This window comes from Parvularcula lutaonensis (assembly GCF_014651915.1).
Lineage (GTDB): Bacteria > Pseudomonadota > Alphaproteobacteria > Caulobacterales > Parvularculaceae > Parvularcula > Parvularcula lutaonensis.
Genome location: NZ_BMXU01000002.1, coordinates 424,350 through 450,053 on the forward strand (window position 1 = coordinate 424,350; position 25,704 = coordinate 450,053).

Here is a 25,704-nt window from a genome sequence, read left to right on the forward strand (position 1 = left end):
GAGGACCGATGTCTGGGGACCAGGGCAGCAGCAACCGGGAGCTGGAACGGCTTTCCAGTCTCAAGGCAACGGCGCGCGCCCGTGAAGCGCAGCTGCCGACCCGCATCATTATCGCGGTCATCGGCTTCGGCTTCGTAAGCCTCAGCTTCGGATGGAAGATTCCCGCGATCGGGCTGGGTATCCTCTTGGTCAGCCAGGCTTTCGACACAATCCTTCGTCGCCGTATCCTGCCGGAGTTTCGCATCAAGCCGGTGTCCACCCGGGAGATGGTGATTCTATGCCTGTCGAATATCCAGGCTTCGTTCATCTACGGCAGTATTGGCGTTCTTGCATGGTTCAGCCCCGATCCGGGGTTCAAGATTTTCGCCGGTTTCTGGCTGTCGGGCTGCATGGTCCACGTGATGCTCCACATGCATCACGAGACCACGACATTCTACTCGAGCTTCCTTCCCCACGCGATCACCACGGTAACTCTCCCACTGCTGGCCTTTTTCGGTGGTCCGCAGGTCTCGCTCGCCACGACGGGCTCGCTTCTTTTTGCGACCGCGGTCTTCATCGGCCATTTCGCCGTGGCCTTCCGCACCTACCAGAACACAAGCCGCGAGCTGCGCAACGCGCAGTTCGAAGCTGAACAGCGCCGCAAGGTCGCCGAGGCGGCAAGCGCCGCAAAGACCAACTTCCTCGCCACCCTCAGCCATGAGATCCGTACCCCCATGAACGGCATCATCGGCATGGCTGCCGCACTCGAGGAGGCAGAGTTGGACGAGGATGCCAAGGTCAAGATCAAGGTCATGCAGCAGGCCTCGGACCTCCTCCTTGTCCTTCTCAACGATGTCCTCGACATGTCGAAGATCGAGGCTGGCCGCATTGCCTTCGAAGCCGAGGCCTTCTCGCTCCGTCACGTGGTTGAAAAGGTTTCCGCGCTCTACGCCGCCGAGGCGCAGCGCAAGGGGCTCGACCTTCGTGTGGAGGTCGACAATCGGTTTCAGGACCGTCGCATCGGCGACGAGCACCGTCTCGTTCAGGTCCTGCACAATCTCACTGGCAATGCCGTCAAATTCACCGAATCCGGGTCCATTACCCTCCGGGTGGAAGAGCGCGGGACCAATGATGTCCTCATCACCGTCGAGGACACGGGCATCGGGATGACGCCCGAGGAAGCCGAGCGCGTTTTCGAGCCCTTCACCCAGGCTGACAGCTCGACGACCCGCCGTTACGGCGGCACCGGCCTCGGTCTCACGATTACGCGCGGCCTCGTGGAAGCGATGGGTGGCACCCTGCGGGTCGAAACGAAGAAGGGCGAGGGCTCGCGCTTCATCATCGACCTCGCCCTGCCGGTGGCGAAAAGGGAGTCCCTGGCCTCGGTGCCGGAGGCTACGGACGAAGACCCCAGCGAGCCCCTCGATGGCTGCCGTATTCTCGCGATCGACGACAATGCGGTGAACCTCAAGGTGCTGGAGACCCTGCTGACGCCGACCGGCGCCAAGATCGCGACGGCGTCCTCGGGCCTCGATGGGCTCGAGCTGTTCCAGGCGACCGAGTTCGACGTCGTCCTCCTCGACATCTCGATGCCCCAGCTCGACGGCCCCGAAGTCCTCGCCCGGATGCGTGCCATGCGCGGCGAGGACAAGATGCCCCCGGTTCTTGCAGTGACTGCCCACGCCATGCCCGAGGACGTCGAGGCTTTCCTCGGTGTCGGTTTTGACGGCTATGTCGCCAAGCCGGTCCGGCGCAGCGAACTCCTGAGCGCGGCAGCGCGAGCGGTCCGCCTCGCGAAGGCCGCCGCCGCATAAGCCCGCCGCGCCCTGTCGCCCTGGCACTGGCGGCTGACAGTCGCATTTGCTTCCCGCTGCGCGAAGCGCTACTCCCCGCACTCGCCGAGGGGCACCCCACTCAGGGGTTGAGACGCACCCTTAGAACCTGATCCGGTTAAGACCGGCGGAGGAACGGCCATGATGGACCAAGCCGCGCAGCCTTGCGCGACATTCCGGGGCACTCCCCCGTTCCCTCTGTCTTGGGGCAGAGCGGCGCTTCTCGCCGCCTGCGGCACGACCTTCACCACTTTCTCAGACCACGCATAAAGGGGTCAATCCATGAACAAGCCCACCAAGCAATCCGATTTCGAGACCCCGAAGGTCACCACCGGCCCGCTCCCCTCATCGATCAAGCGTTACGTCCAGTCGGACCGCTTCGCGGACGTGAAGGCCCCCGTCCGTGACATCATCCTGCACCCGTCTTCAGGCGAAGCGCCGCTCCCGGTCTATGATCCCTCAGGCCCGTATACGGAGGAAGGCTTCGTCGCCGATGTCGAGCGCGGCCTGCCCCCTGTCCGCGCGCCGTGGATCGCCCGGCGTGAGCACGAGAGCTACACCGGCCGCGATGTGAAACCTGAGGACAATGGCGGCGCAAAAGGCGACTACCTCGCGCGTGCCTTCCCCAACGTGCCGCAACCGAAGCGCTTCACCGGCAAGCTCGCCACCCAGCTCGAATATGCACGCGCCGGCATCATCACGGAGGAGATGGAATACGTCGCCATCCGGGAGAATCTCGGCCGCAAGCAGGCGGCCGAAGGTGCTGCCCTGCGCGCTGCTGACGGAGAGAGCTTCGGCGCCGCCATCCCTGAATTCGTCACCCCGGAATTCGTCCGCGACGAGATCGCCAAGGGCCGCGCCGTCATCCCGGTCAACATCAACCACCCCGAGGCTGAGCCGATGATCATTGGCCGGAACTTCCTGGTCAAGATCAACGCCAATATCGGCAACTCCGCCGTCACGTCATCGGTGGAGGAAGAGGTCGACAAGATGGTCTGGGCCACCCGCTGGGGCGCGGACACGGTGATGGACCTCTCCACCGGCAAGAACATCCACAACACCCGCGAGTGGATCCTGCGCAATTCGCCGGTCCCCATCGGCACCGTGCCGATCTACCAAGCGCTGGAGAAGGTGGGCGGCATCGCCGAGGACCTCACCTGGGAGGTCTATCGCGACACGCTGATCGAGCAGTGCGAGCAGGGCGTCGATTATTTCACCGTCCACGCCGGCGTGCGCCTGCCCTATATTCATCTGACGGCGGATCGTGTGACGGGGATTGTCTCCCGCGGCGGCTCGATCATGGCCAAGTGGTGCCTCGCCCACCACAAGGAGAGCTTCCTCTACACCAATTTCCGGGAGATCTGCGAAATCATGCGCCAGTATGACGTCACTTTCTCCCTTGGTGACGGCCTGCGCCCCGGCTCCATCGCCGACGCCAATGACCGCGCCCAGTTCGCAGAGCTCGAAACCCTCGGTGAGCTGACGAAGATCGCCTGGGACCATGGCGTGCAGGTGATGATCGAGGGCCCCGGCCACGTGCCGATGCACAAGATCAAGGAGAACATGGACAAGCAGCTGCGCGAGTGTGGCGAGGCGCCGTTCTACACCCTCGGCCCGCTGACGACCGACATCGCGCCCGGCTATGACCACATCACGTCAGGCATCGGCGCGGCGATGATCGGCTGGTTCGGCACGGCCATGCTCTGCTATGTGACGCCTAAGGAGCATTTGGGTCTTCCGAACAGGGACGATGTCAAGGTGGGCGTCATCACCTATAAGCTCGCCGCCCACGCCGCCGACCTCGCCAAGGGCCATCCCGCGGCCAAGCTCCGCGACGACGCGCTCAGCCGCGCCCGCTTCGAGTTCCGCTGGGAGGACCAGTTCAATCTCTCCCTTGACCCCGAAACGGCAAGGGACTTCCACGACCAGACCCTCCCCAAAGAGGCCCACAAGACCGCCCACTTTTGCTCCATGTGCGGCCCCAAATTCTGCAGCATGAAGATCACCCAAGACGTCCGCGATTACGCAGGTGGGCTGAGCGACAACGAGAAGGCCGACCTCGAAGCCATGTCCGACGCCGAGCGGAAGAAAGGCATGGAGGACATGAGCCAGCTCTACCGCGAGAAGGGGTCTGAGCTTTATTTGGATGTGGAGTGAGTAAGAGGATTGACCTGCGTTCGTGTTTTGTTTCTAACGGGCCATGGCCCAGAAACCTTTCGGCGGAACGCATACATCTAGAAAACTCAACGCTATCGCTGAGTACCTTAAGGTATACAATATTGCGCTCAAGAATCAGAGCTTTTCTAGGGTCTATTTCGATGCTTTCGCGGGGTCTGGAGAAATTCCCTCGACGGCTGATGAGCCCGCACTGCTCCGCGACGTTTTAGACAAGGACGACGTGATAGAGGGATCGGCAGAGCGGGCACTGCAAACACGCCCGGCGTTCGATCGATACGTGTTCTCTGAAAAGAACGGCCGGAAACTGACGGCGCTCAAGCAGCGTGTCGATGACGTTGGCTTGTCGGAAAAAAGCACCTTGCTCAGGAAAGACGCCAATGAAGCTGTCCGTGATTTCTGTCAAAGCACTGATTTCAGGACGACAAGAACTGTTATGTTCTTCGATCCGTATGGGAATCAGATTTCGTTCGAAACCCTGGAGATGATCGCTGACACCAAGGCGATCGATCTTTGGTACCTGTTTCCAGCGGGCTTGGGCGTTTTTCGTCAAGTGTCCCGTGATGGTCAGATCCATCCCACTCACGTGGACTCGCTGAACTCTCTATACGGAACTTCTGACTGGGCTGAGCGTTTCACGCGAGAATCGCAGGTTGAGGATTTGTTCGGATCTGTTAACCAGTCCGAAAGGCTCGTAACGCCAGACTCAGCAACTGAGTATATGCTTGAGCGTATACAGAGCAAATTCTCGGGCTATGTCCACGATGGCTGGCTACCGCTTGGTCCTAATGGACGGCATTGGTACTCATTGATTTTTGCCTCGGCGAATCCGGAACCGAAAGCCATTGGACTTTGTCGAAGACTGGTCAGTGCAGTCTATAAGAACGCGTGATGGCAACGATATCTGACATTGAGTGGACTGAAGTTACTTGGAACCCGGTGACAGGCTGTTCGATCATGTCGGCGGGATGCACCAACTGCTACGCGATGCGGATGGCGGCAAGATTGCAGTCGATGGACCATCCAAGTTATCGTAATCTGACAAGAAAATCTGGTCGGCGACATGTTTGGACCGGAAATGTCAACCTAGTCGAGCATGCGCTCGAACTGCCGCGTTCGTGGAAAAAGCCGCGGATCGTGTTCGTAAATTCGATGTCAGATCTGTTCCATCCGAATGTCCCATTCGAATTCATCGAACAGGTGTGGTCAGTCATGGAAGTTGAAAGCCGCCACACATTCCAGCTTCTAACCAAGCGGCCAGACAGAATGCGTGAGTTTCTGATTAGCCGACAACGCGCAGTCGCGCGCAACGTCTGGATAGGCACTTCGGTAGAAGACGCTCGTGTGAAAGATCGCATTCGTTTTCTTCGCCAATGCCCTGCAGAAGTGCGGTTCGTTTCCTTTGAGCCACTGATCGGGGATGTTGGGCGTGTAAGCCTCAGCGGAATCGATTGGGCAATTGTTGGTGGCGAGTCGGGCCCCAACTCCCGCCCAATGAGTGAGGCTTGGGTCAATCGAATCTACGACTTGTGCCGAGCGTCCGGGGTGAGCTTCTTTTTCAAGCAATGGGGTGGCGTGAACAAAAAGAAGACTGGTCGGGAGTATCGAGGCCAAACTTGGGATGAGATGCCTGTGCGTGAATTCGCTTGAGCGGCCCCTCTGGTAGCAAATTTCAGCTAGAAGTCGTTCGCAGCGACTAATCCCCGAGTAATAACTTATCCCCGCCCCACCAACCTGCGCTATTCTCCCAGTGTCAGCAGGAGCGGGGTTCGGCGGATACGCCGGAGGGGTCCCTTTCTCCTTGTTCGCCTGCTGGTCCATGAGCCCAACTCAGGCACGGCGTGCCGGCGGGGCGGACAAGAGGGGGTCATCCCCCTCGAGGCCGAACCCGCCGGGCTCTGGCCTGGCGATTGTTGTTGCCGTAGGGACCCGCCATGGCTGCCCGTCTTCTCCCCGTCCGTGTCACGCCCGGTGCGAAGAGGCCTTCCGTGGGCGGATGCTATGATGCGCCCTCCGGCGCGCGACTGATCGTCCGGGTAAGCCAGCCTCCCGAGGGCGGCAAGGCGAACAAGGCCGTCTGCGCGGCTGTGGCCGAGGCGCTGGGCCTGCCGCCGCGCGCCGTCACCGTCGCCAGGGGCCAGACCTCCCGCGACAAGACCCTCGCCATCGACGAAGCGCCCCCAGACTTCGACGCGCGTGTGCAGAGGCTCCTCGACGCCTGAGCGACCTATACGCGCAAGAGTTATCCCCGCCCGATCCAGCGCAGTTAGGCTGTGTGCCGACGAAGATTTTAGCAGGGATAACCTATGACCGACCTCACAACCCTCCGGCCGGGCCTCGAGAGTCCGCCCAGCCGTGCTTTCAGTGTGGGCCCCGACGACGCCGCTGACCTCATCACGCCCATCCGTGGCTTGATGGTCACGACCGGCGGTGACGTTTCCGTGATGACGACGGGCGGTGACACTGCCACCCTTCCGAGTCTCCAGTCAGGTGTTCAGTACGCTGTTCTAGCCACGCGAATCCTTGCCACAGGAACGACCGCGACAGGTATTGTCGGCCTCGCGTGATGCGCCTTGGACTGACCCACGGGTTCAGCGCTGGCCGAGGCCTGCCAACTGCCGCTCCACCCCCGCCTCCCCCAAATCCGTTCTTCCAGAATGGCGAGACGGGCGTCTGGTACGACCCTTCAGATCTCTCCTCCATGTCGATTGCGCGCGACGGATCCGGGCCCTCGCCGCAAGTCGGTGACGTGGTCGGACTGATCCGCGACCTTTCTGGAAACGGCCTCGATGCGCGGGCCGGAAGCGATGCGGCGCGACCGCGGCTCGAGGTTATCGGTGGCCAGGTCGGACTGCGTTTTGACGGCGTAGACGACACGCTGGTGACGGACCCGTTGCCAATGGGACCGGAGTTCTCGATTTTTGTAGGTATGCAGCGCTTTGGCAACGGCGTGATGCTGGGTGCCATGGACAGCGGGCAACCGTCCATGGGTTATTTCGCCCGATCGAACCCGAATTGGTCCATGTACACCCCGATGACCAACGGCTCGAGCAGCTTCCTGAGCTCCTCGGCGCCGTCTGATAATGCCAGTCTGACGGTTCGCTGCTCGCTTACCCACCAGCACCTCTCCGTTGCAGGTGGTGCATCGAAGCAGAAAGCCCTGGCAGCACCCGTCCCGACACGGACGACGAAGCTTGTGATCGGTGACCAGCGGGTGAGCCCGAACAAGAAGATCGATGGGGCGCTCTTCGGCCTTGTCATGTTTTCGACGACAGACGCGCCTGCGGTCCTGCGGGACGACATCGAGGCGTGGACCCAGTCAAGGACGGAGCCAACGGCATGAAGTACGCCAAGTCCTTGGTCGCGATCGCCGCTTCGGCAGATCTTCCCAAGATCAACCAGTTGTCTCGTCGCTTCAGGCATACGGAAGTTGATTTCTCGGTCCCCTTGTCACCGGATGGTTCCTTGCCGATCACCCATTACGGTCTCCATGCCTGGGTAACCGATCCTTGTACGAATCGATTGGCCCGAGGCCAACCGAGTGGGATGACCGTCGGGGCGACAAGGGCAGCCCGGAAGAATCTCACCTTCAGCCTCCGCGATTCGGCAGACAACCACTTCGACGGCGTGATCGGCCAGGCTCGCCTCGTCCGGGTGGTCATTCCATAGCTTCGTCGGGAGGCGGTTTGAAGGTGAAGCGATCCTCCTCCGCCCACCTGATAAGTGTACGCATGATCTCGGTCTGCGCTGCTTCGCCCTCAGCGGGCGGGACTGGCGGCAGTTCCTCGACGCGCTCCCTGATCTGCTCGGCGAGACGTTGGGAGATGCTGGCCAGCAGGAACTCCGCTGTATCCGGATGGTGTTGCAAGGCATGTTTGAGCGCCTTGTCGATGACCTTGTCGTCGATTTCGCGGAAGATGGTCGGCACGACGGTTTTTGGCAGGCGTTCCTGCAGGATGGCAAAGCGCAGGAGGCGGTTCTCGAGCTTCTGGGTCAGGTCTGGCAGGTCCTGGCGCAAAGGCTGGAGGATCGCATCCTGCGCCGCTGCGGGCATGGTGTTGAACGCTTCGGCCAGCTCCCGCGTTGCGTCGCGTGCTTCCTCCACAGGACCCGTGATCCTGTCGGCCTGTCGTTTCAGGACATGGGCGATGGCGTCATATGTCCGCGGGGCGGGTGTCCTGCCGTCAATGATCAGGCGGACGACCTCCGTGGCGACAGCAGGATCAAGCGTCTCGAGAACCGTGCCAGCGGCGAGGCGGCTGACGCGCTGCAGGACCGCAGCGAGAAGGGCAGGCCGCTCCCCCTTGAGCAGCGCCGCGAGCTGCTCTGGCGAGAGCTGCCGGACATGTTGCCACACGGCCTCGGCGTCGGAAGCATCGGCCAGGGAACCTTCGAGCTCCGGCTTGTCGAGTTGCTTTGCCTGCGGATCGTCCTCATTGGCCGCGGTCAGGGCGTTTGCGAGGGCGCGGGCTTTCTTCTGGCCACCAGCCACCACCGGGACAGGTCCATCAAGTGCGGCTATGAACTGCGCAACGGTTTCGAGGAGATCGCGCTTGGCCACCATGCCCAGGCTTTCGAACGTCGCCACAGCGCGCTCGATACGTCCCTCATCGAAATGGGCGGCCAGTCCGCGCGCCACTTCCGGCTCGAGCAGCGACAGGATGACGGCGGCGCGCTCCGGTCCGCGTAGAATGGTGCCGGGAACAGCGCTTCGCTGGGGCTCGGCAGGAAGGGATGTCTCGCTCATGGCAGGTATCCTCTCAACAATGCCTCAGTGATGTTCACCCAGCCATCAGCCAAAACGAAGAAGGCAAGCTTGAAGGGCAGGGCGACAACGGCGGGCGGTACCATCATCATCCCCATTGCCATCAGCACCGATGCAACGACGAGGTCGATCACCAGGAACGGAAGGAAGATGGCGAACCCGATCTGAAAGGCCCGCGTGATCTCCGACAACATGAAGGACGGGATGAGCAGGGAAAGATCAGCAGAAGGAACGTCTGCTATGGGGCGTTCGACCGCATCAGCCAGTCGGAAGAGCGTGTCCTCGGATACGCGCGTTTCCATGAAATCCCTAAACGGAACAATAGCAATGCCGGCGGCGTCCATCTCGTTCAGCTCCCCGTCGAGCGCGGGTTTCACCGCGGTGGTCCATGCGTCGGAAAAGACTGGCTCCATGATGAAATAGGTCAGGAAAATAGCGAGGCTGGTCATCATCATGGCGGGCGGCGCCGTCTGCAAACCCAGCGCCTGACGCAGGAAGGAAAAGATGATCGCGATAAACGGGAAGCATGTGATCATCATGGCGATGCCCGGCGCGACCGACAGCAGCGTCACCAGGGCTACAGTCGGGATCAGCGTCTGCCTCAGCGACCGGCTGTCTTCAATGAACGCTTCGACCTCGGATGCCACTGGCTGGCTCGCTTCCTGCGCGTTTGCTGTCCCGACAGCGAGTAACGCGAGAATGATCGGCAGGAACCACCTCATTGTCTCGGAAACCCTTTCGTTTCAGTGATCCTCAGTCTCAAGCCCTCGCCATTCTCGGCCTCTTCCAGTTCGCCTCGGGCAATGACGTGGCCATTGGCGCAGAGCTCCAGCGGACGATCCGCACTTTCCCGAAGGGCGACCACGGCACCTTCCGACAGCGACGTCAGGTCACGGAGGGACATGACGCTCGTCCCTACCCGGACCGAAAGCTCAATCTTGAGGCTGGAGATGTTCTCCGGGAGTGCAGGGGTTTCGGGAGCGGGGTTCGGTTCAGCAGTCATGCGGCTTCCTCCTTGTCGTCGAGCCAGGCATTGAGAAGGGTGGCTGCAGCATCGGGCCGCTCAGCGCTCCGACTACGGAGGAGAAGGAGCGGGTCCTGCTCGGCCGAGGAGGGCCTCTCGAAGTCCAGCTCGCCAGCGATGATCTCAGCAGATGCGGATCCTCCGGGTTTCGTCATGATCGGCTTCAGGACGAACAGGCCGAAGGCGAGGAGGGTCAGGCTGGCCGCGCCGATTTCCACCATGCGGGAGACCGGCAACTGTGCGAGCATTCCGGGGGCTTCGACGGGTTCGTCCAGAACAGGAGCCTCGAAAGGGAGTGAACGGACGGTCAGAGTATCGCCCCGCTGTTCGTTGATCCCGGCAGCAGCTTCAACCAATGCTCTCAGGGCATCGACTTCCTCCGCAGAGCGTGGAAGCGGTTCGCCGTTTTCGTCCACGGGCTGGTTGATGAGGACTGCGACCGACAGGCGCTCAATACCGCCAGGCATGAGCTCGATGCGCCGATCCGTGGAGCTCACGGCGAAGGCGACCTCCTCGCGGAGTTCCTGGTCCACCGATGCCTTGGTTTCGGGTTCCACAACGTCCTCGGGCAGGTCGGATGCGACGGTGACCGGGCCATTGCGGTTTTCGTCGGTACTGCGCGCTTCCTCGCGACTGCGCGCAGTCACGACGGCGCTGTCGGGGTCATAGGCGCGTTCTTCGATCTCTTCGCGCCGCCTGATGATGTCCATGGCTACGCTCACCCGTGCATTGCCTGGTCCGACACGGGCTTCCAGGAGGGCAAGGAGGCTCCGCTCGAGCTCGTCGGCGCGGCGATCCGAGCCAGAAGCGACCTCGGCATCATCCGTAGTTAGAAGGCCGCGGGCCACGTCGATCACTGCGACATCGCTCGCGGCAAGTTTCGGCACAGCGAGAGCCGTGAGGTAGCGGATGGCCCTCACCTGCCCGTCTGAAAGGCCGCCGGGCGCGGTGAGGGTGACAGATGCCGTCCTGTTGTCATCACGGCGGCCGAAAGCCCCGCGCTGGGGTGTGCCGATATGAACGCGCGCGGCCTTGACGCCGGGAATAGTCATCAGTGTGCGGGCGATCTCGCCCTCCTTGGCGCGCCAGTAGGTTGCGGAGAACATCTCGGAGGTCGTGGAAAAGCCATCGAGACTGTCGAGGAGTTCGTAGCCTTCGTTCGCCGGGGCGGGCAGGCTCTGCTGGGCGAGCGTCAGACGAAGGCGGTCGCGGTCCTTGGCGGGCACGTAGATGCTGCCATTCCTGACATCGTAGTTTGTCCCCGCAGCGTCGAGCGCGGCGACAATGTCACCGGCCGCCGCGTCGTCAAGGCCTGCGTAGAGGAGAGCCATGTCCGGCTTGCTGACCATGCGCACCATGACAGCAACCAGGACCAGCGCGACGCTTGCCCCGGCAATGGCGATAATTCGTTGGCGGAGAGTCCAGCCTTTGAATCGTTCGAGGAGAGTATCCATACCCTGAGCACCTTCAACCTGAGGTGGATATGGTCACCAAATTCTTAAGAGAGTGTTTACCTATGGTTGCAATACCGGCATGGTGAACAGGTGAGGTTGCCATGTCCGAAGAGGCCGAAATCGACGAACCCAAAAAAGGCGGAGGCTTGATGAAGCCGCTCCTGTTCGGCCTTCCGCTCGTTGCTGCGGCGGCGGGAGCGGCGTTTTACTTCGACGTTCCCGGCATGATCGCAGGCGGCGAGCCAGCCGGTGAAGAGGTGATTGTCGAGGCGGAAGCGAAAGAACAGGTCGCGATCGTCAACCTCGACGTCTTCGTCGTCTCACTGGCTGATAGTCGGGACATCCGCCCGGCCCTGCCCAGGCTCAACATTGGCGTGGCGGTGATGACGGTGGATCCTGACACAGCGGAGCAGTTGAAGCCTGTTCTGCGCAACGATTTCATCGCGGCGATGCGGGTCATCGACGCGGCCGCGCTCCGGTCGACCGAGGGTCTCCCGATGATCCGCTCGGCCCTTGAATCCCGGGCCCAGGATGTCCTCGGCGATGCCTACCGCGGCGTGCTGATTACCGAATTTATTGTTCTTTGAGGTTGGTGATGGAACAGAACTTCGCTCTTTACACGGACGCAATTCTTGTCATGGCGTCTCTCGGCGCGGCGCTCTATTGCCTGCGCCTCCACCAGCAGCTCAAGCGGTTCCAGCGCGCCGATCGCGGCGTGGGAGAGGCGATCAAGCGCCTGACAGAGGCGACCAGGCTCTCCCAGAGCGCGGCAGCGGAGATCCGGGACCAGGTGAAGGAAAGCCTAGCCGCTCTCGATGCCCGCTATGGTGATCTCCAGGTCAAACGCCAGGAGGTGGATGATCTGCTCGATGCGATCGAGGGGCAGATGGGGCAACACATGCGGCGCTGCACCGAAGCCCGTCAGCTCACGGAACAGGCACTCACGCCTCTGGTCCACAAGGCTGAAATGGAAATCCACGCCCTGACGAAGGCGCTGGAGGTGGCGACCAGGCTCCGTCGCCTGCATGGCGAGGAAAGCCCGGTGGATAGCGGGTTGAACCTGCGCACGGCCCCTGACGCTGCGTCCGCCACCGGCTCGCTTTCCAATAACCCGTTCCTGAGGGCTGTCGGTGAATAGGCCGGATATCCTCGCTATTATCGCGGCGCTCTTCATCGTGGCTGCGGTGAGTCACCTCGGCGGACCCCTGCGAATGGCAGGTATTCTGATGGGTAAGCCTGCGGCGAGCGAACCCTATGTCGAAATAAAGATTGATCCCTCTCCCGAAGGTCGGCCTACAGAGGATCGATCTGGCAGAGTAACCCTTGCGGCGCCTGCCCGTGTCACACAGCCTCGCGTCACGGAAAAGGACGGGCCTTCGGAAGCGGATGCTGCACAGCGCCGGAAAATCCGGTCGATGGCGGCTTCCATGCCTCCCCACAAGGCCGCGCGCTTTCTCGAAGCTCTCCCGGTCAGCGAGGCCGCGGCTGTCTTGTCCGAACTTCCTCCGGCGACGGCGGGCATGATCCTTGCGGAAACATCGGACGAGGGATCCGCGCGCCTCGCGCGTGCGCTCGCCGAGCCGGTGTCGCCTACCGGCATCATGGCCTCCGGAGCGAACGGCGCCGAAGGCCGCTAGGCGGGAGGGCCTGAACCGTCAGCCGGCAAGGGCCTTCTCACCCTCGATGATGGTGCTCGCGGCCTGAACCACCGCTGCGATCCGGACGGCTGCCTGGATTTGTTCCGATGTCACGCCTGCCTTGCGCACGATCGCTTCATGGGAATCGACGCACATGAAGCAGCCGTTGATCGAGGAAACAGCGAGCGACCAGAGCTCAAAATCGACCTTGTCAACTCCGGGATTACCAATGATCGTCATACGGAGCTTTGCGGGCATGGTCTTGTAAACTTCGTTCCCGGCTTCGTGACCGAAGCGGTAGAAGACGTTGTTCATGGCCATGATGCCGGCAGCGGCCTTTGCGGCGCGGACCGCCTCGGGCGAGAGCCTGGATTCGGCCTCGGCCGCGATAGCCTTGATCACGTCCGGACTCCGGCCCGTGATGGCGCAGGACAGGAACGTACCCCAGCGCTTTTGCTCGTCAAGGATGTCTTCGCTGGCGAGATTGCCGAGATTGAGTTTGATGTCTTTGGCGTAGTCAGGGAGCTGCTCACGCAGGGCTTCGAGCGACATGTGTCACCTCCAGGAAAACGTGTGTGAGAGGGGGGCAGCGCTGGCCCGGACATCAGGGCAGGGGGGAAGGTATCCGGGCCAGCGCTCAGAACCGGGCTCGCTAAGGGGCAGGGCAGGTGCGAACCGGTCTATGGCTTCAGAGGGTTAGAGCGTCTCACCGCCGACAGGGCGGTTGCAGGGACAGAGCTCGTCCGTCTGAAGTGCATCGAGAACGCGCAGAGTGTCCTGCGGGTTCCGTCCGACATTGAGATTATTCACATAGACATGGTTGATGATGCCATGCGGGTCGACGATGAACGTCGCGCGAAGGGCAACGCCTTCCTCCGAGCGGATGCCGAGGCCATCGATCAGGCTGCCAGTGGTGTCGGCAAACTGATAGGCCGGGTGCTCTGCGAGGTCCGGGTGGTCACGGCGCCATGCGAGCTTGACGAATTCGTTATCCGATGAGCCGCCCATCACCACTGCGTCACGGTCTTCGAATTCCTTCGCCAGACGGCCGAACTCGGCAATCTCGGTCGGGCACACGAAGGTGAAGTCTTTCGGGTAGAAGTAGATGACTTTCCACTTACCCGGGAAGCTGTCCTGGGTGATGTCCTCGAAGGCGCTCTCACCGTTTTCTTCGTGATGCATGAATTTCGGCTTCACGCCGACGACTTTGAAGTCAGGGATGCGGTCACCAACACCGAGCATTCGGGTCTCCATTATGATTGCGCTTTGATTGCGTTCGTTTCGGGGCCGACGCTGCGCCGACCCGTGGCCATGAAATGGTCCAAGCGGGGGCGAGAGGCAAATTGATATTGCTGTCCCACTTCATCGGAATTATCGATAGCGCATGCAGCACCTGCCGACCCTTCGCCAACTCCAGTTTTTCGAGGCACTCTGCCGCACCGGGAGCTTCAGCCGGGCCGCAGAGGCGTGTTTCGTCTCGCAGTCCACCTTGTCCTCGGGGATCAAGGAACTGGAGGCGACCCTCGAAACCACGCTGGTCGATCGCTCGGCCAAAGGCTTTGCCCTGACCCAGGCCGGGGAGGCGGTGCGCCGCAAGGCAGAAGACCTTCTTGCCGATGCCCGTGAGCTGGTCCGCGCCGCCTCCACCACGAAGCCACTGCTGGAGGGAGACTATCGCTTCGGGCTGATCCCGACGATCGGGCCGTTCCTCCTTCCCGATGCGATGCCCGCGATCGAAAAAGCGTTTCCGGCGTTGAAACTCTTCCTGCGCGAAGATCTGACAGCGAACCTGGTGGAGCTCCTTCGCACCGAGCAGCTGGATACGGCCGTCCTGGCCCTGCCGGTGGAAAGCGAGGGGCTCGACTGCCGCGTCTTTGCCGAGGATCCGTTCTACCTCGTCTGCAGGAAAGACCATCCGCTTGCGGACCGTGAGAAGGTGGTGACGAATGAACTTTTGGGAGAGCCGCTGATGCTGCTCGAAGATGGCCATTGCCTGCGCGACCACGCGCTGTCCGCCTGCAGGTTGCCCGAGCGGCAGGCAGGGGGCGCATTTGCAGCGACCTCTCTTTTCACGCTTGTCCAGATGGTGAAGTCGGGGCTTGGCATCACCCTGCTCCCGAAACTCGCCCTCGACCAGGGTTTGGCCGAAGGGCTGGCCATCGTGCCGATCCGCGATCCCGACGGTTCTGTCCCTTCGCGGGATCTCGGACTTGCCTGGCGCCGGTCAGAGCGTAGGGCGGCGGAAGCGGAGGCCTTGGCCCCGGTGTTGAGCGAGGCGGTGTCCCGTGACTGACAGGAAAACGACGGAGCTGCTGGGCATCCCCTTCGACCACCTGTCGGGCGAGGCCATCTGTGAACGGATCGCCGAAGCTGCCGCGAGGAAAGATAGGCTGTGGATCTCCACCGCCAATCTCGACTGGGTCGTGTTGGCGCGGGCCAATGAGGATTTCAGGCGAACACTGATGAATTCGGACCTGGTCACCTGTGATGGTGCCCCGGTGATGATTCTCTCCCGACTCGCCGGGAAGCCTCTCCCTCACCGGGTGACGGGGGTCGAGATCTTCGAGCGACTGATGGCCGGCGAAGGCGGCGCTTTGCGGATCGGCTTCTTCGGGGCGGAGAATGACGAAGCCGTCAGGGCATCTGAGGCTCTCAACCGGTCCGAGACGCCGCTGATCGGTGCGGGAGGGTACAATCCGGGTCATGGATCAGTCGATGACCTGAGTGCTGACCGCCATATCGAAGCCCTGAATGCCATGGAGGCGGACATGCTCGTCCTCGCCCTCGGTGCCGTGAAGGCCCAAGCGTGGATCGAGCGCAATCTCGACAGGCTCAACGCTCCGGTCCTGGCCCATCTCGGCGCGGTGGTCAGGCACGTCTCCGGCGATACGGTCCCCGCGCCGAAGATCCTCTCAAGAACCGGCTTTGAGTGGGCATACCGGGCGGTGAAGGAACCTGCCGTGCGGTCGCGCTATCTCAGCAACTTCGCGGCGCTTCCCGGCCTGACCCTGGCGGCGCTGGGTGAGCGCCGGGACGCCTAGCGGCTCTCGCCGCGCTTGAGCGGTTCGACCTCGCCATCGTCCGAGAGAAGGATGGCCACGGGGCGGGTCGCGTCAAATTGCGCCAGGATGATCATCATCGCGACCGTCATCGGTACGCAGAGGAACATCCCGGCAATCCCCCATAGGGAGCCCCAGCTTGCAAGGCTGAGGAGGATGACAAGCGGCGAGAGGTTCAGCGACCGCCCCATCATCCTGGGCTCGATCAGGCTGCCGACGACCTGCTGTGCCGTGGTGAGCAGCACACCAGTGAGGATGAACAAGGTCACCCCGCCACCTGGCTGCACCAGCGCCAGGACAGTCGGCAGCATCACGGCAATGATCGAACCGATGACCGGGATGAAGTTGAGCGCAAAGATCAGTAGCGCCCAGAAACCTGCAAAGTCGATGCTCAAGAAGGTCATGATGATGAAGGAGATCATCGCGACCATCAGACTTGTGAGCGTCTTCACGGAGATATATTCGCGGACGAGGCGGCCGATATCGTCAATGACATCCGAGACCAGGCGTTCGGCACCGTGCGGGCCTGCGATCCGCGTGACTTTCTTCATGAACTGCCCCCGCTCGACCAGCATAAAAGCCGTGTAGAGGAGAACGGTGACCAGGCTGCCGATTGCACCGCTCGCAATCGAAGCGAAATTGCCGAGATAGCCCTGGACGACCGCTATTGCGTTATCCTGCAGAGTGTCGAGGGCGCTTTCGAGATCCGGGCCGATGCCAGGCAGGCTCATCGCATAGGCGTTGAACCCCGACCAGATCTCGACCAGGCGGGCATTGTAGCTCGGTGCTGCCGCGATGACCGCCTCGATATTGGTCCTGATGATTGCAACCAGCACGAAAAGCACGAACACGATCGCGGCGAAGGCCAGTGTGAAAGCTGCGCCTTCCGGCAGCAGTGCGCCGAGCACCGGGAGGCGTTCGATGCGCCTCTTCACGGTAACGATCAGGAAGCTGAGGAAAGCAGCAATGACCAGGGGGATCAGGACGCCCTGCCCGATCCAGAGGACAAAACCGACCATGACGAACAGCCCTGCGCCGTTGAACAGCGCAGGCAGGGAACGGCGCGGCTTTGCGCCGGTCTCGACGCTTCCGACGACGGGGGTGGTCATGCGGTCTCAGGCTCCGGCGCAACGATCTCCTTGGGCGGATAGCGTTTTTGGAGATGCGCGACGAGGATCACGAGCAGTCCTGCGGGGATGGCGTAGCTTGCGGTGAGAAGGAAGAAATTCACCCAGCCAAGCGCCTCGACCATCATGCCCGAGAAGCCTGCCACGAACTTGTTGAGAATGGCGTAGACAGAGCTGAACAATGCGTACTGCGTCGCTGCATTGGCGGGATCCACGAGGCTCGAGAGATAGGCGATGAAGACCGTCGTGACGAAGCCGCCAGCGATATTGTCCGCACAGATCGCATAAAGAAGAAGATCGACATCTTCCGACGTCGCCACCCCTGCGAACCAGGCGTAGGCACCATTGGTGACGAGGGTCAGGACAGCGCCAAGGACGAGGCTGCGGGTCAGGCCAAAGGCTGTCGCCGCGACGCCGCCGAGGAACAGTCCAAAGAAGGTCGCGATCACGCCTGGCACCGACTGGATGCCGCCCACCACAGCCTTCTCGAAGCCAAGATCGGCGTAGAGCGGCACCGCCATCACGCCCATGGTGAAATCGGAAAGCCTGTAGATCAGGACAAGGATGAAGATCGGGATCAGCACCTTTCCGAACCTGTCCCAGATCTGAAGGAACGGCGTGGCATAGAGGACGAAGACACGTCCCCGCGGAATGCCTTCGTCAGTCAGTGAGAGCTGGCCACCGGCCGACCGCGAGGCACCGACGACCGCACAGGCAAGCCCGATGATCGCCGCGACTGTCAGCAGGACGACGACCAGCTTGGCGAACTGCTCGTTCTCAGGCAGCACGCCGAGGCCCTCCAGGACAGGCCCAGAATAAACCGTGAGAACGCCAAGTCCCGCGATGAGCGCGCGCCACGCAAGTGGCGTTCTGGTGCCCTTGAAAACGGAGCGCCCGAGCGCGAGTCCTGCGAGGGCGGTGAACGCCACTGCGTTGATGAGAATGTCCCATGCATTCATCCACGCGAGCACCTTGGCGACCGCGAAGAGCCCAAGCGCGACTGCAACGGCCTGTGGCGGGCCTGCAAAAAGCGGCAGCTCGCCGAGCCGGACCGTTTTCTTGATGGACTTCGGCTCACGGATGATGAGAACCAGCGCCGCGGTGAGGCCCATGGCTGCGGCCATGACCAGGTAACTGACGAGCCACGATGCAATCCCTGCTATGACGAGTGCAAGGCCCGAGAAGATCAGGGCACCGCGGTATCCGAGCGAGTAGGAGGCGGCCATGCTGGCCTGCGCTTCGGACGGCGCGCTTTCGATCCGCCATGCGTCGATCGAGACGTCCAGCGTTGCGCCCGAGAAGGCGAGCAGCATCGCACCGAGGACAGTCTGGGTCAGGCCCTCGGACGGGTCACTGGTGCCTATAAGGATGAGTCCGAGGACTGTTCCGAGGATCGACGTCACCATCCATGACCGCCTGTGGCCCAGCCGATCGGTGAGCGGTCCCAGGCGCAACCTGTCGATGATCGGCGCCCAGACGAATTTGAAGGAATAGAAGAGCCCCAGCCAGTAGAAGTACCCAATGGTCGATAGCTCGACCCCCTCCTCGCGCAGCCAGAACGCGGTTTTCTGGTAGACGAGATAAAGCGGCAAGCCCGAGGCGAAGCCGAGCATCAGCATCGCCGCCATTTCGGGCTTCGTGTAGGGGCGAACGGTGCGCCAGAACCAACCCTTGTCGGGATGTTCGGCGGGGGCTGCGGCTGCCTGGGTTTCGCTCATCCCGGAAACCTAGCCCGGCTTGGCTTCGCGCTGTTTAAAAATCTGGAGAGAGCCGGGCCGTCAAAGCCCGGCAGTGCAACTGGGGAAGCTGGGCGGCGCATCGCCTGAAACCAGCGGGCCGGTGGTCAGGGTCTGCACCATGCCGCCTGCCGGGGCGACGATGGCGATGACGCGGCAACGGGGAAGGTCATAGCGGCGGAATTCGTTAAGCCCCTCGCGGCGGATGAGGGCCGGGCGACCCACAAGGGCCTCGAGCTGCGCGACTTCCCGACCGATAAAGGTCGAAGCGTCCGGACCCGGCCGCAGGCCCGCGGACGAGCCTTGCTGCCCTGTCTCCCTGCCGATGAGCGCGCCCAGGGGATCCGAGCCGCCCGCATCGCGCCCCGAGCCTGCACAGGCCGTAAGGACGAGGGCCATGGACAGGAGCCATGCTCCGCCGTTAATCCGCGGGTTTCGAAACAGGGAATCCATCATGGGCGAAGTCCAGGTCGCTGCACTTGGTAATGCGATAGTCGATGTCCTCGGCGAGGTCGATGACGCGTTTATCGACAGGTATGACATCATTCGCGGGGGCATGGCGCTGATCGATGCAGATCGCGCGGCGATGCTCACCGATGCGTTCGGCGCGACGACGCACAGGGTCGCTGGCGGATCGGCCGGCAACTCGCTGGCGTGCATTGCGAGCCTCGGCGGCTCCGCGCGCTTCATCGGCACTGTCGCCGATGACGAGCTTGGGACCACCTACCGCGAATCAATGCGCTCGGTCGGGGTCAAGTTCGATACGCCAGCGCGCAAGGGCGATACGCCGACCGGTCGCTGCCTGATCGCTGTCACCCCGGACGCCGAGCGTTCCATGCAGACCTTTCTCGGCGTCGCCGGCGACATTCGCATCGAAGACCTCCAGCCCGGTGACGTGGAGGAGGCGCAGGTCTTCTTCATCGAAGGCTATCACTTCGAAACTGAAGCGAGCCGTGCCACCTGTGTCGAAGCCGCGAACCGCGCCAAGGATTCAGGCCGCTTCACGGCTATCACACTGGCGGACAGCGGCATGGTCCAGCGCCACCTCGAACCGCTACGCCAGTTCATCAGCGAGAAGATCGACATCGTCTTCGCCAACAAGGACGAAGCCATCGAGCTCACCGGAAAGTCCGACCCGCTCGAAGCGGCGCAGGCCATGCGCGAATTGTCGAAGTGGGGCGTCGTGACGATGAGCGGCGATGGCTCCTACGTCTTTGGCCCTGAAGGCGAGATCGAGAAGGTCGACGCCATCGCTCCGGAGCAACTGGTCGACACGACCGGCGCGGGCGACGCGTATGCGGCGGGCTGGCTCTACGGCTTCACCAAGTGCATGCCTCTGAAAGAGTGCGGGAGGCTGGGCTCTCTGGCGGCTTCGGAAGTGATCAGCCACTACGGCGCACGCCCGGAGAAGAACCTCCGCGAGCTGGCCGAGGAGCACGGGTTCGTCGCGTAAGCCTACTGAACTTCCTCGCCGGGGTCGGTGGTCCGTTCATCGACGATCGTGACTGTCGCGCCCCGGCGACGCAACTTCCGGATGAGCTGGATCTGCTTTTCCCTGTACTCCCGGTACATCGACTGCTTCTGGAATTGCTGCCCCGGCGGTCCGAAGCCCAGGCCATCGAGATTGTCCGTCAGCGGTTCGACCACCGGGCCGTTCATGCCGCCCATGAGGTCGGCAACCCGGTCTTCATACTCGGCAAATCCGAACTCCTCCGTTGTCCGCACAATCGCCGCCACCTCCTCCTCGGCATAGGCGAGGAGGTGGTCGCGCAGGTCTTCGGGCCAGTCAGGGAAGAGATAGGGCCGTGCCTCGGCGTAGTGGCGTGAGACCAGTGTCGGACCGAAGGTGTTCTGCACTCCCCTCAGCGAGTTGACGAATTCCTTCGCATTGTCGGTGAGGTCAGCAGACATGGTCGCGCCCTTCCACGCCTCGCGCCGGATGTTCGGGCTACCGAGGTCGCCGTGGAAGAAGCCATAGATCACGCGGGGGTCTGACCAGTTGGTGTAGACAATCCTTGTGCGGATGTCCCTCAGCGACAATGGTACCCCCTTGATCGTCACCAGCTTTGCGTCGTGCAAACTGGCACCATCACCCAGAGGCTCGATCCGGGAAGGATAACGAACGGGGTAGGTCCGTGCGATCTCACGGATGACGAGCAGGTTGTGCAGGTTGAACCAGTAGGCAAGCTGCTCGTTGCGCGGCAGTGCGGTCAGGTCGCGCGTATTGCCGATCTCCACGAGGCTCTCTACCCAGTCGGCGACATTGTGCTTCGTGGTCGGAAGAAATTCCGAAAACAGGATCTTGTTTCCTTCAAGACGCAAGGGAGACGTGTGGCCATAGCGCACCCTTGTGCCCGTCGGCGTGTCTACTGACGGTGCCCGGATCCGCAAGGAGCGTCCGGTCTCGACGACATAAGCGGTCAGGAATTCATCGACGATTGCATAGTCGAGGTCCGAGGTGTTCTTTGGCGCGGGCGTGAAGACGGCGAATGCCGGATCGCGCTCATCTGCCTTCTGCGAAGGAGCTTCCGTCGCACAAGCGACCAACAAAAGCATCGCGGATACAAAGCTCGCTCGCAGCACAGCCACCTCTCTTTCCCTGGAAGGAGAGCCTAACGCCTGATCCGGCTGCGCCTAGCCTTTTCGGCAAAGCCTATCGGCGCTTGCGCGAAGCCTTTTCCGCGATGCCCGACACGCCTGCCCTACGGTCCAGCTCGTCGGCGACGTCATCGAAGCTCGCGCCATTGGCTTCGAGCAGGACGGCGAGGTGATAGAAAACATCGGCGCTCTCTGCGACGAGCTCTTTCCTGTCACCCTTGGCCCCGGCGAGGGCTGCCTCGACGCCTTCTTCGCCGAGCTTCTTGGCGCATTTCTCCCGGCCATCGGACAGGAGTTTCGCCGTGTAGGAGCTTTCCGGATCATCACCCTTGCGCGCAGTGATGCGCCTGGTCAGGGCGTCGAGGGCGGGACCGATCTTGCCTACCATGTGACACGCACGGGAATGCCGTCCTCCTGCATGGCTCTTTTTGCCTCTTCGATCGTGTACGTCCCGAAGTGAAAGATCGATGCGGCAAGAACGGCAGACGCGCCGCCTTCGGTGACGGCGTCGCTGAGATGCTGAAGTTCGCCTGCGCCGCCTGATGCGATGACCGGAATGTTGACTGCGTCCGTCACGGCACGGAGGAGTTCGAGGTCATAGCCGGTCTTCACACCGTCCCGGTCCATCGAAGTCAGCAGGATTTCTCCCGCGCCCCTGCGCTCCGCCTCGCGCGCGAATTCGACGGCGTCGATGCCGGTCGGCTTCCGCCCCCCATGGGTGAAGATTTCCCACTTGCCCGGGGCGACATTCTTCGCGTCGATGGCGCAGACCACGGCCTGGCTGCCCGCCGCCATGGCGCCCTCGGTCAGCACGGATGGGTCACGCACCGCTGCGGAGTTGATCGCAATCTTGTCGGCGCCTGCCTTGAGAAGGGCCAGCACATCATCCGCAGACCGAACGCCGCCGCCAACCGTCAGGGGGCAGAGGGCTTCCATTGCCGTGCGGGTGACGGTCTCGAGCAGGGTGCCGCGATCCTCGTGGCTCGCGGTGATATCGAGGAAGCAGATCTCGTCCGCACCCGCGGCGGCGTAGGCTGCGGCGGCTTCGACGGGGTCGCCTGCGTCGCGCAAATCGACGAAATTGACTCCCTTCACCACGCGGCCGTCCTTGACGTCGAGACAGGGGATCAGGCGGGTCTTCAGCGTCATGCCTTGACCGCCTCCCGTGCGCCGAGGGGCGTGACGCGGCCCTCGTAAAGGGCCTTGCCGATGATGGTGCCGATGACACCGTCATTGTAGCACTCGGATAGCGCCGTGATGTCCTCCGCACACGAAATACCGCCCGAGGCGATGATGGGGATGGGCGTGGTGCGGGCGAGGGCCCGTGTGGCCTCGATATTGGGTCCTTCGAGTGCGCCGTCGCGGGCGATGTCGGTGTAGACGATGGCTGCGACAGGTGCGTCTTCGAAGCGCTTCGCGACTTCTTCGGCCGTGACCTGGCTCGCCTCGTCCCAGCCCTCGGTGGCAACAAAGCCGTCCTTGGCATCAAGGCCGATCACAACCCGGTTCGGGAACTCCTCCGCAGCCTGTCGGGCGAACTCCGGGTTCTTTACGGCAGCGGTGCCAAGGATGACGCGGGTCACGCCGAGCTTGAGCCATCGCTCTGCCGTCTGAAGGTCGCGGATGCCGCCTCCGAGCTGCACCGTGGCATCGGTTTCGCGCAGGATGCGCTCCACCGCTTCCGCATTGGCAGGCTTGCCGGCGAAAGCGCCGTCGAGATCGACGATGTGAAGGCGGTCAAATCCGGCATCGCGGAAGGTCCAGGCTTGCTGTGCCGGATCGTCCGCATAGGTCTTGGCCGTGTTCATGTCACCGCGCAGCAACCGCACGGCCTTGCCCTCTTTGAGGTCGATGGCTGGCCAGAGCTGGAATCCGGTCATGGTCGCCACTCCAGGAAATTCTTGAGGAAGGATAGCCCGTATGCGCCGCTTTTCTCCGGGTGGAACTGGGCGCCGATCACCGTGTCCTTGGCCACGGCGGCGGGGAAGGTCTCGCCATAGTCGCAGGTGGCGATCACGGCATCCTCGTCTTCGCATTCAAAGACGTAGGAGTGAACGAAATAGGCGTCGCTGTCTGCAGGCAGGACGGGATGCTCCTTGCGCGCCCGCACATCGTTCCAACCCATGTGCGGCACGCGCAGGCCCTTGGCGTCCAAGGCGCGCACCGTTCCGGCGATGAGGCCAAGGCCCTCCGTGATCTGATGCTCAAGACCGCGATCGGCGAGGAGCTGCATCCCCACGCAGATGCCGAGAAAGGGCTTTGCCTGTTTCGAGACCGCTTCGTGGATGGCTTGCTCGACCCCGTCGCGTGCGCGCAGTCCGGCAGCACAGCTGGCAAAGGCGCCCACGCCAGGCAGCACAAGCCGGTCAGCGGCAAGTAGGGTCTCGGGATCGGCGCTGACTTCCACCCGCCAGTCGGGCGAGGGTGCCGCGCGCTCGAGGCCGCGCTTCGCCGAATGGAGGTTACCGGCGCCATAGTCGATGAGGCAGACAACAGGCATGGCCGAGCGGTTAGCGCGCCCTCGCTGCGGCGCAAGAAAAAAGGCGCGCCGATAAGCGGCGCGCCTCCCGAGGCGTATCGCCTCTGGAGAGTGCTTACGAGCAGTCCTCGATCGCTTCCATCACTTCCGACGGTGCGTCAGCCAGGTCTTCCGGTGACTGGATCTCGTTGAAAGCGGCGAGCAGGTCTTCGTCGCCAGCGGCTTTCTCAGCGAGGCAGCTGCAGTCCGACTCGCCGCCATACTCGGCCTGGTAGGCTTGGCAGGCTGCTTCCAGATCGTCAGCAGATTGAACGGTGGCCATCGCAAGAAGCGACGCGAAGATCGATGCGAACATGGTGGAGGTTATCCCTTTTGGCGTTTCCTAACTGCCCCTCGGCAGCAAGCGGACCATACCTCGCGTTAACCATCATGCAAGCGCAAGTTTGTGCTCTGGGCAGAAGTTCAGGAGCCGAGCGATCCCTTGGTCGAAGGCACGGCACCGGCCTGCCTCGGATCAAGGCTCACGGCCATCTTGAACGCCCTCGCGCACGCCTTGAAGCAGCTCTCCGCAATATGGTGGTTGTTCTCGCCATAGAGATTCTCGACATGCAGGCACATGCCGCCATTGGTGGCGAAGGCCTGGAACCACTCCTTGAAGAGCTCGGTGTCCATGTCGCCGATCTTGTCGCGCGAGAAATCCACCTTCCAGACCAGGTAGGGCCGCATGGCGAAGTCCATGGCCGCGCGGGTCAGCGTCTCGTCCATGGGGATGTAGGCATGGCCGAAGCGGGTGATTCCCTTCATGTCGCCCACCGCGTCCGCGGCCGCGAGGCCCATGACGATGCCAACGTCCTCCGTCGTGTGGTGACCGTCGATGTGCAGGTCACCCTTGCAGCGGACGTGGAGGTCGACGAGCGCGTGCTTGGCGAAGCCCTCCAGCATGTGATCGAGAAAACCGATGCCCGTCTGGACGTCGGCCTTGCCCTCGCCATCGAGGTTCAGCCGGACCGTAATGTCGGTCTCTTTGGTCTTGCGGTGCCGCTCAGCGGTACGCGGGGTGCCGGTCACTTGCTCACGCTCCTTCAGGAGAGAGCGCTGCTAGCAGACGGAAATGAACAAGGTCCAGCGTGTCAGGGCGCCGCTGCCAGCCGTTCCGCGGCCACGGCGCTGAGCTCGCCCGAGATCGACAGCCTCACGCGGTCGCCCACGACACCAGGAAAAGCCTTCATGCCGAAGGACGAGCGGCTGATTTCGATCTCGCCTCCGAAGCCCACGGCCTCTTGGGGACAGGCCGCGACGCCATCGCAGGACAGGCTGATATCGAATGCTGCAGGCTGGGTGATGCCGCGGATGGTGATCTGCCCGTCCACCGAGCCGATGCCGCCTTCGCGCCACTCGGTCAGAACGCCCTCGAAGATCGCCTGCGGATGCGCGGCCACGTCGAACCACGCCTCCGACTTGACGATGTTCTCATACATCTCGCTGCCAAGCTCGATCGTGTCCAGGTCGACGACAGCGCGAACCGACACCTCCGGTGCCGAGGCGTCGATGATGGTGACGTCGCCCGAGAAGGCCTCGAACTCGCCCTTCACCCCGCCCGGCGTGAACGAGCGCACCTGGAAGCCCATACGGGCGGTATCGGGCTGGAGTGCGTAGCTCTGTGGCGGCAGCGCCTCGAGGGTTTCGACGGCCAAGGCCGCGTTCTTCTGAGGCGCCATGCTGGCGCATGCGCATAGCGTGAGGACGAATGCCGTAAAAGCGACGTTCTGTCGAAACATAGGCGCGACCTCCCGAGGTTCAGGCCTTGTGTTCTCCACGAGAGCCCTTGATTGCATCGCA

Annotated in this window: 31 protein-coding genes and 1 riboswitch; of the genes, 14 read left to right on the plus strand and 17 right to left on the minus strand. The window is 62.5% G+C overall.

The window, feature by feature from the left end; genetic code table 11:
• Window positions 1–8: 8 nt before the first annotated feature.
• The 8 genes from IE053_RS10340 (at window position 9) to IE053_RS10375 (ending at window position 7,655) form a co-directional block, all read left to right on the plus strand.
• Window positions 9–1,793 carry an ATP-binding protein gene (locus IE053_RS10340; protein ID WP_189575661.1) on the plus strand — a complete coding sequence of 595 codons (1,785 nt, stop codon included), beginning with the start codon at window positions 9–11 and terminating at the stop codon, window positions 1,791–1,793.
• A gap of 77 nt (window positions 1,794–1,870) precedes the next feature.
• Window positions 1,871–1,964, plus strand: a riboswitch (TPP riboswitch).
• Window positions 1,965–2,093: 129 nt separating this feature from the next.
• The gene (thiC, locus tag IE053_RS10345) at window positions 2,094–3,968 is read left to right on the plus strand and encodes a phosphomethylpyrimidine synthase ThiC (protein WP_189575663.1); all 1,875 of its coding nucleotides are present in this window, start codon (window positions 2,094–2,096) and stop codon (window positions 3,966–3,968) included.
• A 43-nt stretch (window positions 3,969–4,011) separates the two neighbouring features.
• On the plus strand, window positions 4,012–4,878 hold the full coding sequence (gene tcmP / locus IE053_RS10350) for a three-Cys-motif partner protein TcmP (RefSeq protein ID WP_189575665.1): 867 nt from the start codon (window positions 4,012–4,014) through the stop codon (window positions 4,876–4,878).
• Entirely contained in the window at window positions 4,878–5,636 is a 759-nt protein-coding gene (locus tag IE053_RS10355) for a DUF5131 family protein (RefSeq protein ID WP_189575667.1), read from the plus strand. The genes tcmP and IE053_RS10355 overlap by 1 nt, the downstream gene beginning before the upstream one ends.
• 284 nt (window positions 5,637–5,920) lie before the next feature.
• Window positions 5,921–6,208: a DUF167 domain-containing protein gene (locus IE053_RS10360; protein WP_189575669.1), complete on the plus strand. Its 288-nt coding sequence runs from the start codon at window positions 5,921–5,923 to the stop codon at window positions 6,206–6,208.
• Window positions 6,209–6,292: 84 nt separating this feature from the next.
• Entirely contained in the window at window positions 6,293–6,553 is a 261-nt protein-coding gene (locus IE053_RS10365; RefSeq protein ID WP_189575671.1) for a spike base protein, RCAP_Rcc01079 family, read from the plus strand.
• Window positions 6,554–6,687: 134 nt separating this feature from the next.
• The gene (locus IE053_RS10370) at window positions 6,688–7,329 is read left to right on the plus strand and encodes a hypothetical protein (protein WP_189575673.1); all 642 of its coding nucleotides are present in this window, start codon (window positions 6,688–6,690) and stop codon (window positions 7,327–7,329) included.
• On the plus strand, window positions 7,326–7,655 hold the full coding sequence (locus IE053_RS10375) for a hypothetical protein (RefSeq protein WP_189575675.1): 330 nt from the start codon (window positions 7,326–7,328) through the stop codon (window positions 7,653–7,655). The genes IE053_RS10370 and IE053_RS10375 overlap by 4 nt, the downstream gene beginning before the upstream one ends.
• On the opposite strand, the gene IE053_RS10380 is transcribed toward IE053_RS10375, so the two are convergent.
• Genes IE053_RS10380 through fliF form a run of 4 tightly spaced genes read right to left on the minus strand, consistent with a single transcriptional unit; the run spans window position 7,645 to window position 11,229 of the window.
• A complete protein-coding gene (locus IE053_RS10380; RefSeq protein ID WP_189575677.1) occupies window positions 7,645–8,733 on the minus strand; it encodes a FliG C-terminal domain-containing protein in 1,089 nt (362 codons plus the stop codon). The two genes, IE053_RS10375 and IE053_RS10380, sit on opposite strands and share 11 nt — an antisense overlap.
• The gene (fliP, locus tag IE053_RS10385) at window positions 8,730–9,473 is read right to left on the minus strand and encodes a flagellar type III secretion system pore protein FliP (protein WP_189575679.1); all 744 of its coding nucleotides are present in this window, start codon (window positions 9,471–9,473) and stop codon (window positions 8,730–8,732) included. Before fliP ends, IE053_RS10380 begins: the two co-directional genes overlap by 4 nt.
• On the minus strand, window positions 9,470–9,754 hold the full coding sequence (locus IE053_RS10390) for a FliM/FliN family flagellar motor switch protein (RefSeq protein WP_189575681.1): 285 nt from the start codon (window positions 9,752–9,754) through the stop codon (window positions 9,470–9,472). The genes fliP and IE053_RS10390 overlap by 4 nt, the downstream gene beginning before the upstream one ends.
• Window positions 9,751–11,229: a flagellar basal-body MS-ring/collar protein FliF gene (gene fliF, locus IE053_RS10395; protein ID WP_189575683.1), complete on the minus strand. Its 1,479-nt coding sequence runs from the start codon at window positions 11,227–11,229 to the stop codon at window positions 9,751–9,753. Before fliF ends, IE053_RS10390 begins: the two co-directional genes overlap by 4 nt.
• Before the next feature lie 101 nt (window positions 11,230–11,330).
• Between fliF and IE053_RS10400 the strand changes: the two genes are divergently transcribed.
• Genes IE053_RS10400 through IE053_RS10410 form a run of 3 tightly spaced genes read left to right on the plus strand, consistent with a single transcriptional unit; the run spans window position 11,331 to window position 12,866 of the window.
• Window positions 11,331–11,816, plus strand: a complete 486-nt coding sequence (locus IE053_RS10400; protein ID WP_189575685.1) for a flagellar basal body-associated FliL family protein — start codon at window positions 11,331–11,333, stop codon at window positions 11,814–11,816.
• An 8-nt stretch (window positions 11,817–11,824) separates the two neighbouring features.
• Complete coding sequence (locus IE053_RS10405) at window positions 11,825–12,367, plus strand: hypothetical protein (RefSeq protein ID WP_189575687.1); 543 nt, start codon at window positions 11,825–11,827, stop codon at window positions 12,365–12,367.
• Window positions 12,360–12,866 carry a MotE family protein gene (locus IE053_RS10410; RefSeq protein WP_189575689.1) on the plus strand — a complete coding sequence of 169 codons (507 nt, stop codon included), beginning with the start codon at window positions 12,360–12,362 and terminating at the stop codon, window positions 12,864–12,866. Before IE053_RS10405 ends, IE053_RS10410 begins: the two co-directional genes overlap by 8 nt.
• An 18-nt stretch (window positions 12,867–12,884) precedes the next feature.
• Here the strand turns inward: IE053_RS10410 and ahpD are convergent, their stop codons facing one another.
• Entirely contained in the window at window positions 12,885–13,418 is a 534-nt protein-coding gene (ahpD, locus tag IE053_RS10415) for an alkylhydroperoxidase, AhpD family (RefSeq protein WP_189575698.1), read from the minus strand.
• A 144-nt stretch (window positions 13,419–13,562) separates the two neighbouring features.
• Window positions 13,563–14,108, minus strand: coding sequence for a peroxiredoxin (locus tag IE053_RS10420; RefSeq protein WP_189575700.1), 546 nt, complete (start codon window positions 14,106–14,108; stop codon window positions 13,563–13,565).
• Window positions 14,109–14,250: 142 nt separating this feature from the next.
• Here IE053_RS10420 and IE053_RS10425 point away from each other — a divergent pair, with 142 nt between their 5' ends.
• Complete coding sequence (locus IE053_RS10425; protein ID WP_189575702.1) at window positions 14,251–15,159, plus strand: hydrogen peroxide-inducible genes activator; 909 nt, start codon at window positions 14,251–14,253, stop codon at window positions 15,157–15,159.
• On the plus strand, window positions 15,152–15,907 hold the full coding sequence (locus tag IE053_RS10430; RefSeq protein WP_189575704.1) for a WecB/TagA/CpsF family glycosyltransferase: 756 nt from the start codon (window positions 15,152–15,154) through the stop codon (window positions 15,905–15,907). Before IE053_RS10425 ends, IE053_RS10430 begins: the two co-directional genes overlap by 8 nt.
• Here the strand turns inward: IE053_RS10430 and IE053_RS10435 are convergent.
• The 3 genes from IE053_RS10435 to IE053_RS10445 are packed head-to-tail and all read right to left on the minus strand — an operon-like array spanning window position 15,904 to window position 19,244.
• Window positions 15,904–17,034: an AI-2E family transporter gene (locus IE053_RS10435; protein WP_189575706.1), complete on the minus strand. Its 1,131-nt coding sequence runs from the start codon at window positions 17,032–17,034 to the stop codon at window positions 15,904–15,906. The two genes, IE053_RS10430 and IE053_RS10435, sit on opposite strands and share 4 nt — an antisense overlap.
• Complete coding sequence (locus IE053_RS10440) at window positions 17,031–18,770, minus strand: AmpG family muropeptide MFS transporter (protein WP_189575708.1); 1,740 nt, start codon at window positions 18,768–18,770, stop codon at window positions 17,031–17,033. The genes IE053_RS10435 and IE053_RS10440 overlap by 4 nt, the downstream gene beginning before the upstream one ends.
• Window positions 18,771–18,830: 60 nt before the next feature.
• Complete coding sequence (locus IE053_RS10445; RefSeq protein ID WP_189575710.1) at window positions 18,831–19,244, minus strand: hypothetical protein; 414 nt, start codon at window positions 19,242–19,244, stop codon at window positions 18,831–18,833.
• On the opposite strand from IE053_RS10445, the gene IE053_RS10450 reads away from it, so the two are divergent.
• Window positions 19,243–20,241: an adenosine kinase gene (locus tag IE053_RS10450; protein ID WP_189575712.1), complete on the plus strand. Its 999-nt coding sequence runs from the start codon at window positions 19,243–19,245 to the stop codon at window positions 20,239–20,241. The genes IE053_RS10445 and IE053_RS10450 overlap by 2 nt on opposite strands.
• A gap of 2 nt (window positions 20,242–20,243) precedes the next feature.
• Here IE053_RS10450 and IE053_RS10455 read toward each other — a convergent pair whose 3' ends face one another.
• The 8 genes from IE053_RS10455 to IE053_RS10490 form a co-directional block, all read right to left on the minus strand.
• A complete protein-coding gene (locus IE053_RS10455; protein ID WP_189575714.1) occupies window positions 20,244–21,344 on the minus strand; it encodes a DUF547 domain-containing protein in 1,101 nt (366 codons plus the stop codon).
• Between the two features lie 97 nt (window positions 21,345–21,441).
• Window positions 21,442–21,774 (minus strand): phosphoribosyl-ATP diphosphatase, encoded by a 333-nt coding sequence (locus tag IE053_RS10460; RefSeq protein ID WP_189575716.1) that lies wholly within the window; start codon window positions 21,772–21,774, stop codon window positions 21,442–21,444.
• Window positions 21,768–22,535, minus strand: coding sequence for an imidazole glycerol phosphate synthase subunit HisF (hisF, locus tag IE053_RS10465; RefSeq protein ID WP_189575718.1), 768 nt, complete (start codon window positions 22,533–22,535; stop codon window positions 21,768–21,770). Before hisF ends, IE053_RS10460 begins: the two co-directional genes overlap by 7 nt.
• Window positions 22,532–23,266 carry a 1-(5-phosphoribosyl)-5-[(5-phosphoribosylamino)methylideneamino]imidazole-4-carboxamide isomerase gene (hisA, locus tag IE053_RS10470; protein ID WP_189575720.1) on the minus strand — a complete coding sequence of 245 codons (735 nt, stop codon included), beginning with the start codon at window positions 23,264–23,266 and terminating at the stop codon, window positions 22,532–22,534. The genes hisF and hisA overlap by 4 nt, the downstream gene beginning before the upstream one ends.
• A complete protein-coding gene (gene hisH, locus IE053_RS10475; RefSeq protein ID WP_189575723.1) occupies window positions 23,263–23,886 on the minus strand; it encodes an imidazole glycerol phosphate synthase subunit HisH in 624 nt (207 codons plus the stop codon). Before hisH ends, hisA begins: the two co-directional genes overlap by 4 nt.
• 94 nt (window positions 23,887–23,980) lie before the next feature.
• On the minus strand, window positions 23,981–24,220 hold the full coding sequence (locus IE053_RS10480) for a hypothetical protein (RefSeq protein ID WP_189575725.1): 240 nt from the start codon (window positions 24,218–24,220) through the stop codon (window positions 23,981–23,983).
• 107 nt (window positions 24,221–24,327) lie between these two features.
• Complete coding sequence (gene hisB, locus IE053_RS10485; RefSeq protein WP_189575727.1) at window positions 24,328–24,933, minus strand: imidazoleglycerol-phosphate dehydratase HisB; 606 nt, start codon at window positions 24,931–24,933, stop codon at window positions 24,328–24,330.
• 62 nt (window positions 24,934–24,995) lie between these two features.
• Window positions 24,996–25,643 (minus strand): YceI family protein, encoded by a 648-nt coding sequence (locus tag IE053_RS10490; RefSeq protein WP_189575729.1) that lies wholly within the window; start codon window positions 25,641–25,643, stop codon window positions 24,996–24,998.
• Window positions 25,644–25,704: the final 61 nt, after the last annotated feature.

Coding starts and splice junctions, on each gene's coding strand:
- IE053_RS10375 (WP_189575675.1), top strand. CDS start 7,326: ATGAAGTACGCCAAGTCCTTGGTCGCGATCGCCGCTTCGGCAGATCTT.
- IE053_RS10370 (WP_189575673.1), top strand. CDS start 6,688: ATGTCGATTGCGCGCGACGGATCCGGGCCCTCGCCGCAAGTCGGTGAC.
- IE053_RS10460 (WP_189575716.1), bottom strand. CDS start 21,774: ATGGTAGGCAAGATCGGTCCCGCCCTCGACGCCCTGACCAGGCGCATC.
- thiC (WP_189575663.1), top strand. CDS start 2,094: ATGAACAAGCCCACCAAGCAATCCGATTTCGAGACCCCGAAGGTCACC.
- hisA (WP_189575720.1), bottom strand. CDS start 23,266: ATGACCGGATTCCAGCTCTGGCCAGCCATCGACCTCAAAGAGGGCAAG.
- IE053_RS10355 (WP_189575667.1), top strand. CDS start 4,878: ATGGCAACGATATCTGACATTGAGTGGACTGAAGTTACTTGGAACCCG.
- IE053_RS10480 (WP_189575725.1), bottom strand. CDS start 24,220: ATGTTCGCATCGATCTTCGCGTCGCTTCTTGCGATGGCCACCGTTCAA.
- IE053_RS10340 (WP_189575661.1), top strand. CDS start 9: ATGTCTGGGGACCAGGGCAGCAGCAACCGGGAGCTGGAACGGCTTTCC.
- IE053_RS10420 (WP_189575700.1), bottom strand. CDS start 14,108: ATGCTCGGTGTTGGTGACCGCATCCCTGACTTCAAAGTCGTCGGCGTG.
- fliP (WP_189575679.1), bottom strand. CDS start 9,473: ATGAGGTGGTTCCTGCCGATCATTCTCGCGTTACTCGCTGTCGGGACA.
- IE053_RS10450 (WP_189575712.1), top strand. CDS start 19,243: ATGGGCGAAGTCCAGGTCGCTGCACTTGGTAATGCGATAGTCGATGTC.
- IE053_RS10455 (WP_189575714.1), bottom strand. CDS start 21,344: ATGCTTTTGTTGGTCGCTTGTGCGACGGAAGCTCCTTCGCAGAAGGCA.
- ahpD (WP_189575698.1), bottom strand. CDS start 13,418: ATGTCGCTCGAAGCCCTGCGTGAGCAGCTCCCTGACTACGCCAAAGAC.
- IE053_RS10425 (WP_189575702.1), top strand. CDS start 14,251: ATGCAGCACCTGCCGACCCTTCGCCAACTCCAGTTTTTCGAGGCACTC.
- fliF (WP_189575683.1), bottom strand. CDS start 11,229: ATGGATACTCTCCTCGAACGATTCAAAGGCTGGACTCTCCGCCAACGA.
- hisF (WP_189575718.1), bottom strand. CDS start 22,535: ATGACGCTGAAGACCCGCCTGATCCCCTGTCTCGACGTCAAGGACGGC.
- IE053_RS10405 (WP_189575687.1), top strand. CDS start 11,825: ATGGAACAGAACTTCGCTCTTTACACGGACGCAATTCTTGTCATGGCG.
- hisH (WP_189575723.1), bottom strand. CDS start 23,886: ATGCCTGTTGTCTGCCTCATCGACTATGGCGCCGGTAACCTCCATTCG.
- IE053_RS10390 (WP_189575681.1), bottom strand. CDS start 9,754: ATGACTGCTGAACCGAACCCCGCTCCCGAAACCCCTGCACTCCCGGAG.
- IE053_RS10365 (WP_189575671.1), top strand. CDS start 6,293: ATGACCGACCTCACAACCCTCCGGCCGGGCCTCGAGAGTCCGCCCAGC.
- IE053_RS10360 (WP_189575669.1), top strand. CDS start 5,921: ATGGCTGCCCGTCTTCTCCCCGTCCGTGTCACGCCCGGTGCGAAGAGG.
- IE053_RS10400 (WP_189575685.1), top strand. CDS start 11,331: ATGTCCGAAGAGGCCGAAATCGACGAACCCAAAAAAGGCGGAGGCTTG.
- IE053_RS10490 (WP_189575729.1), bottom strand. CDS start 25,643: ATGTTTCGACAGAACGTCGCTTTTACGGCATTCGTCCTCACGCTATGC.
- IE053_RS10435 (WP_189575706.1), bottom strand. CDS start 17,034: ATGACCACCCCCGTCGTCGGAAGCGTCGAGACCGGCGCAAAGCCGCGC.
- IE053_RS10380 (WP_189575677.1), bottom strand. CDS start 8,733: ATGAGCGAGACATCCCTTCCTGCCGAGCCCCAGCGAAGCGCTGTTCCC.
- IE053_RS10440 (WP_189575708.1), bottom strand. CDS start 18,770: ATGAGCGAAACCCAGGCAGCCGCAGCCCCCGCCGAACATCCCGACAAG.
- tcmP (WP_189575665.1), top strand. CDS start 4,012: ATGGCCCAGAAACCTTTCGGCGGAACGCATACATCTAGAAAACTCAAC.
- IE053_RS10445 (WP_189575710.1), bottom strand. CDS start 19,244: ATGATGGATTCCCTGTTTCGAAACCCGCGGATTAACGGCGGAGCATGG.